Source organism: Promineifilum sp. (SeqCode) (genome assembly GCF_041918635.1).
Taxonomy (GTDB): Bacteria; Chloroflexota; Anaerolineae; order Promineifilales; family Promineifilaceae; genus Promineifilum.
In genome coordinates this window covers 1-5,396 of record NZ_JAYRVJ010000790.1, presented here as the reverse complement: position 1 = coordinate 5,396, position 5,396 = coordinate 1, and the positions used below count along the sequence as shown (strand labels likewise).

5 protein-coding genes and 1 pseudogene are annotated in these 5,396 nt (G+C 67.9%); all 6 read left to right on the top strand.

Features of this window, described 5'->3' with window-relative positions:
- The first annotated feature begins 192 nt into the window (after positions 1–192).
- Entirely contained in the window at positions 193–1,275 is a 1,083-nt protein-coding gene (locus ACE3UY_RS22625; RefSeq protein WP_374689730.1) for an energy-coupling factor transporter transmembrane component T, read from the top strand.
- Positions 1,272–2,987 (top strand): ABC transporter ATP-binding protein, encoded by a 1,716-nt coding sequence (locus tag ACE3UY_RS22620; RefSeq protein WP_374689729.1) that lies wholly within the window; start codon positions 1,272–1,274, stop codon positions 2,985–2,987. The genes ACE3UY_RS22625 and ACE3UY_RS22620 overlap by 4 nt, the downstream gene beginning before the upstream one ends.
- 137 nt (positions 2,988–3,124) lie before the next feature.
- Positions 3,125–3,688 (top strand): cob(I)yrinic acid a,c-diamide adenosyltransferase, encoded by a 564-nt coding sequence (locus tag ACE3UY_RS22615; RefSeq protein ID WP_374689728.1) that lies wholly within the window; start codon positions 3,125–3,127, stop codon positions 3,686–3,688.
- A gap of 222 nt (positions 3,689–3,910) precedes the next feature.
- Complete coding sequence (locus ACE3UY_RS22610; RefSeq protein ID WP_374689727.1) at positions 3,911–4,075, top strand: hypothetical protein; 165 nt, start codon at positions 3,911–3,913, stop codon at positions 4,073–4,075.
- 1 nt (position 4,076) lies between these two features.
- A complete protein-coding gene (locus tag ACE3UY_RS22605) occupies positions 4,077–4,769 on the top strand; it encodes a hypothetical protein (RefSeq protein ID WP_374689726.1) in 693 nt (230 codons plus the stop codon).
- Positions 4,747–5,396: pseudogene (locus ACE3UY_RS22600) on the top strand (hypothetical protein); the annotation flags it as partial. The gene ACE3UY_RS22605 and the pseudogene ACE3UY_RS22600, both read left to right, overlap by 23 nt.

The following is a 5,396-nucleotide window of genomic DNA, read 5'->3' as shown; positions in this document are numbered from 1 at the left end:
GCTGTTCATCTCCGTAGCCAGGATGGCTTTCTGCTGGGCATCTACTTTGGCGTAAATCATGCGCTTGCTCTCCGTTTTCGAAGAGCATCGCGCGCTCTAGACTTTTGGTAAAGTTATCAAACCTTTCGAATAGTTACTTAAGACTCAAAATTGCCTGACTACGAATGGGACAGGCGGTGAAAAGGAACGTGGGTGAACAAAACAGGCGGTGAAGCGGACGGGCTAAGAAGCCCGTCCCACGGTACATACGATCCGCGCGCCTGGCTGGTGTGGTTGCTGGCCGGCGGGCTGCTGGTGCTGGGGGCGCGCAACCCGCTCTATCTGGCCCTGCTGCTGGCCGTGTCGCGCGTGGTCGAAAGCGCCTGTTCGCCGGCGGCGGGCGTCTGGCGGCTGCCCTTCTGGCGCATCAGCGCCCTCATCCTCGTCTTCTCTACCTTGTTCAACCTGCTGACCGCCCACATCGGCCAGACGGTGCTGGCGACGCTGCCGGCCGGCTGGTGGCTCATCGGCGGGCCGCTGACGCTGGAGGCGGCCGTCTTCGGCTTCGTCAGCGGCCTCAGCCTGGTCGCCTTGCTGTCCTTCTTCCTGGCCTTCAACGCCATCGTGCCGGCGAGCCAATTGGCCGGCCTGGCCCCCGCCGCGCTGCACGAATTGGGGCTGGTGCTGCTGGTAGCCCTCACCTACGTGCCGGAGACGGTGCGCCAGTTCCAGCGCATCCGCGAGGCGCAAGCCATCCGCGGCCACCGGCTGCGCGGCCTGCGCGACTGGCGGCCCATTGTCATCCCGCTGCTGGTCGGCGGCCTGGAGCGCGCCCTGAATCTGGCCGAGACGATGGTCGCGCGCGGCTACGGCTCCACGGCCCAGGTGGGCATGCCCCTGCGGGCGCGGCTGTTCCTACTGCTGGCGCTGGCGCTGACCCTGGGTGGCGCGCTACGGCTGGTGTGGGGCGGAGCGGATGGCTGGGCGCTCATTGCCGGCGGCGCGTTGGCCGTCGCCGTGGCCTACCGTGACCTGAGCCGGCGCGCGCCGCGCACCCGCTACCGGCCGCGCCGCTGGACGTGGGCCGACAGTGTGGTAGTGGCCGCCGCGCTCTTGCCCCTGGCGCTGCTGCTGCCGCTGCCCGGGCTGGGTGGGGTCGCGCTGGGCTATGCGCCCTATCCCCGTGTGGGCTTGCCGCCGTTTCATCTAGTGGCCGGGTTGCTGTGTTTGGGGTTGGCCGCGCCGGCGGTGTTGGCGCTGGGCGGGCCGGTCATGCCCGCTGTGGAGAAGAGATGATTTCGATTGAGCGACTGACTTATCGGTATCCTCAGGGGGAAGGACGGGTTAAGAAACCCGTTCCACCGGCGCTGAGTGATGTGAATTGGCGCGTGGAGGACGGGGAGTTCGTGCTGGTGGCCGGCCCGTCCGGTTCCGGCAAATCGACGCTGCTGCGCTGCCTCAACGGCCTGACGCCCCACTTCAGCGGCGGCGTCCTGACCGGTCGGGTCACCGTGGGCGGCGCACACGCCGTCCCCGGCGTCAACGCCGTCCCCGGCGTCAACGACGTCCCCAGCGTCGATGCCGTGGCCGCCGGGCCGCGCGTCCTCAGCCGGGTGGTGGGCTTTGTCGCCCAGGACCCCGACGCGCAGGCGGTGCTCGACCGGGTGGAAGCGGAGATCGCCTTCGCCCTGGAAAACGCCGCCGTGCCCCCGGCCGAGATGCGCGTGCGCGTGGAGGAGGCGCTCGACCTGGTCGACCTGGCTCCCTTGCGCGACCGGCCCATCCACACGCTGTCGGGCGGCGAGCGGCAGCGGTTAGCTATCGCCGCCGCGCTGGCGCTGCGCCCGCGCGTGCTGGTGCTGGACGAGCCGACGAGCCAGCTCGATCCGCAGTCGGCCGAGGACGTGCTGCGCGCCCTCGTCCGGCTGAACGAAGACCTGGGGCTGACCATCGTGCTGGCCGAACACCGGCTGGAGCGCATCGTACGCTACGCCGACCGGCTGACCTACCTGGAGCGCGGCCGGATCGTGGTGGACGCGCCGGTGCGCGAGGCGCTGGCGCTCATCCCCACCGGGCCGCCGCTGGTCACGCTGGCGCGGGCGCTGGGGTGGCAGCCGCTGCCAGTGACGGTAAAGGAGGCCAAGCCCTTGGCGCAGGCAATGCGGGCCCAGGCCCGGATCGCCGGCGTTCCACCGGCCTCTTCTGATGGTGTTGCCGCCGTCCCAGCGGCGATCCAATCGGGGCCGCCGCTGCTGGAGGTCAATGACCTGCGTTTCGCGTACAATGGCCGCCAGACCCTCAACCATGTGAACCTCACCATCCATCCGGGCGAGGCGGTGGCGCTGGTCGGCCGCAACGGCGCGGGTAAGTCGACGCTGCTGAAGTGCGTCGTTGGCCTGCTGCGCGGCCAGGCGGGCGAGGTGCGCGTCAACGGCCGCACCACGCAAGGGCGCGACGTGGCCGACATCTGCCGCGAGGTGGGCTACCTGCCGCAGAATCCCGATGACCTGCTCTTCGCCGAGACGGTCGCCGACGAGTTGCGCGAGACGCTGCGCAACCACCGCCTGCCCGAAGCGCCGGCCGAGCTTGACGGCCTGATCGAACGGCTGGGACTGACTGAGTTCGCGGACGTGTACCCGCGCGACCTGTCGGTAGGGCAGCGGCAGCGCGTGGCCCTGGGCGCGGTGACGGTGACGCGTCCGCGCCTGCTGCTGCTGGACGAGCCGACGCGCGGGCTGGACATGCCGGCCAAGGAAGCGCTGGTGGCGATGTGGCGGCGCTGGCTGGCCGAGGGCGCGGCGCTGCTGCTGGTGACCCACGACGTGGAATTGGCCGGGCTAATCGCCGACCGGACGGTGATGCTCAGCCAGGGCGAGGTGATCGCCGCCGGGCCGACGCGCGCGGTGCTGGGCAGCTCGCCCCACTTTGCGCCGCAAATCGCGCGGCTGTTCCCGGAGACCGGCTGGCTCACCGTCGCCGACGCGCTGGCGGGGTTGGGAGAAGAGTGATCCGCAGATTTCGCAGATTACGCAGATTGAAGAGGCTCACGCAAAGTACGCCAAGAGCGCCAAGAACGCAAAAATAAGATTTCTTCTTTGCGTTCTTGGCGTACTTTGCGTGAGCCTCTTCGAGAGGAGAGAAATTCATGCCGCGACTAACGAAAATCTATACCAAGCAGGGCGACGCCGGGCAGACGAGCCTCAGCGGCGGCCAGCGCGTGCCTAAGGATTCGCCGCGCGTTGACGCCTACGGCACGGTGGACGAGCTGAACTCCGCGCTGGGCGTAGCCCTGGCGACGGGCCTGACGGAGCGGCTGGCGGCCGTGCTGCCGGAGATTCAGAACGAACTGTTCCACCTCGGCTCCGACCTGAGTTTCCGCGAGGAGGACAAGGCCCAGTACCGCGTGCCGCAGATCGAGGCGCGCCACGTTGAGCGGCTGGAACGGCTGATCGACGAGATGACGGCCGTGGTCGGCCCCTTGCAGAACTTCATTCTGCCCGGCGGCTCCCTGGGCGCGGCCCACCTCCACGTGGCCCGCACCATCTGCCGGCGCGCCGAACGGCACTGCATCACGCTCATGCGCGAGGAGGCGATCGGCCCATTCGTGCTGCCTTACCTGAACCGGCTATCGGACGCGCTGTTCGTGATGGCCCGCCTCGAGAACCACGCCCGCGGCGTGCCTGAGCCGCTGTGGGATAGCAGGGCCTAATCGGTGAAAGACCTGACAGGTGGGCCGCCACTAGTACTATGACAAAAATTGAGCCTGGTGGCCGCCCCCTGTGAGGTCTCGGCATGGCCTGAAACGGGAGATCGCACTACAATTCCCATCGAAAGACCTGAGAGGTGGGCGGCCAATGGTGCTCTGATGACAGTGAAACTGGTAGCCGCCCACCTCTCAGGTCTACGCACTCATTGTATGGAGAAGGATCGCATGTTGCAGAATCTCATGGTAGCCGCGCTCATCGTGATCGTCTTGTGGGTACTTATTTTGGGCATCTATCTCGTCGTGGTGCGCCGGCAGGGTGACGTGGCCGCCCAGATGAAGGCATTGGAGGCACAACTGGATCAGGCCGAGCGGGAGGCGGAGCAGCGCTGAGATGGGTTACTTACCAGGACGCGCACTACGGGGCCTCGCGCGTGGGCTGGGCTGGATCGCGGCCCTACTCATCTTGATGACCCTGGCCGCTTGCGCCGCGCCGGCTGACGAGCCGGATGCCTGCGACGCCCCTGGCATCCTCTTCACCGACGACTTCAGCGGCGACCTGGACTGCGGCTGGGCCACCTACAACCGCGGCGGCGGCGCGGCGGGCATGGAGAACGCGGCCATGCAGCTGAGCGCCAGCCAGGCCGGCCAGATCTGGTGGACGAACCCGGGCCGCGACTTCGACGACGTGGTCATCGCCGCCGAAGCGCGCCAGGTTGCCGGCCCCAATAACAACGCCTATGGCCTCATCTGCCGCTACCAGAACGAGGAGAACTTCTACGTCTTCCTCATCAGCGGCGACGGCTACTACGCCGTCGGCAAGTACCAGAGCGGCGGCGAGACGATCACCTACCTGACCGAGAATGGGCAGTTCCAGCCGAGCGACGCCATCAACGTCGGCGTGGCCTCCAACGAGTTGCGCGTCTCCTGCATCGGCAGCGAGTTGAGCCTGGAGGTGAATGGCATTCCGCTGGTGACGGTGACCGACCCGACCTTTGTCACCGGCGACATCGGGCTGGCGGCCAGCACGCTGGAGGCGGGGGCGACGATTATCGAGTTCGACAATGTCCAGGTTACCGCCCCGTAGCGCCGCGCTACCCTTTCTCATGGGTCTGATGCTGCTGGCGTCCTGTGGCGGCCGGCCGCTGCTGCCCGATGCCGGCGGCTCGACCTCAGTTGGCAGCGTCTCGGCCACCGCCGGCTCCCCCGCCGCGCCCGTCGCCGCCGACGGCCCCTACCTCGACGAGTTCATCCCCGGCCGCACGGGCAACTGGCTGCTGGAGGGAGACGCGCTGGGTTCGACGGCCATCGTCAATGAGCAGATGGTCATCACCGTCGCCGCGCCCAACACCATCCAGTACACGGCCCTGCCCGACTACACCTTCGCCGATTTCGTGCTGGAGGTGGACGTCTGGCAGCGGGCCGGGCCGCTCGACAGCAGCTATGGCGTCCTGTTCCGCATGGTCGATGGGCAGCAGTTCTACCGCTTCGAGATCAACGGCAACGGCCAATACCTGATCGAGCGGCGCGACGCGGACGGCGTCTGGACGCGCCTCGTGCCCGACTGGACGGCCTCGCCGGCCCTCAACTCCGGCCTCAACGTCGCCAACCGGCTGAAGGTGATCGCCGCCGGCTCCGACCTGACCTTCTACGCCAACGACATCCTGTTGACCCAGATCAGCGACGCGACCTACCCGGGCGGGCTGATCGCCCT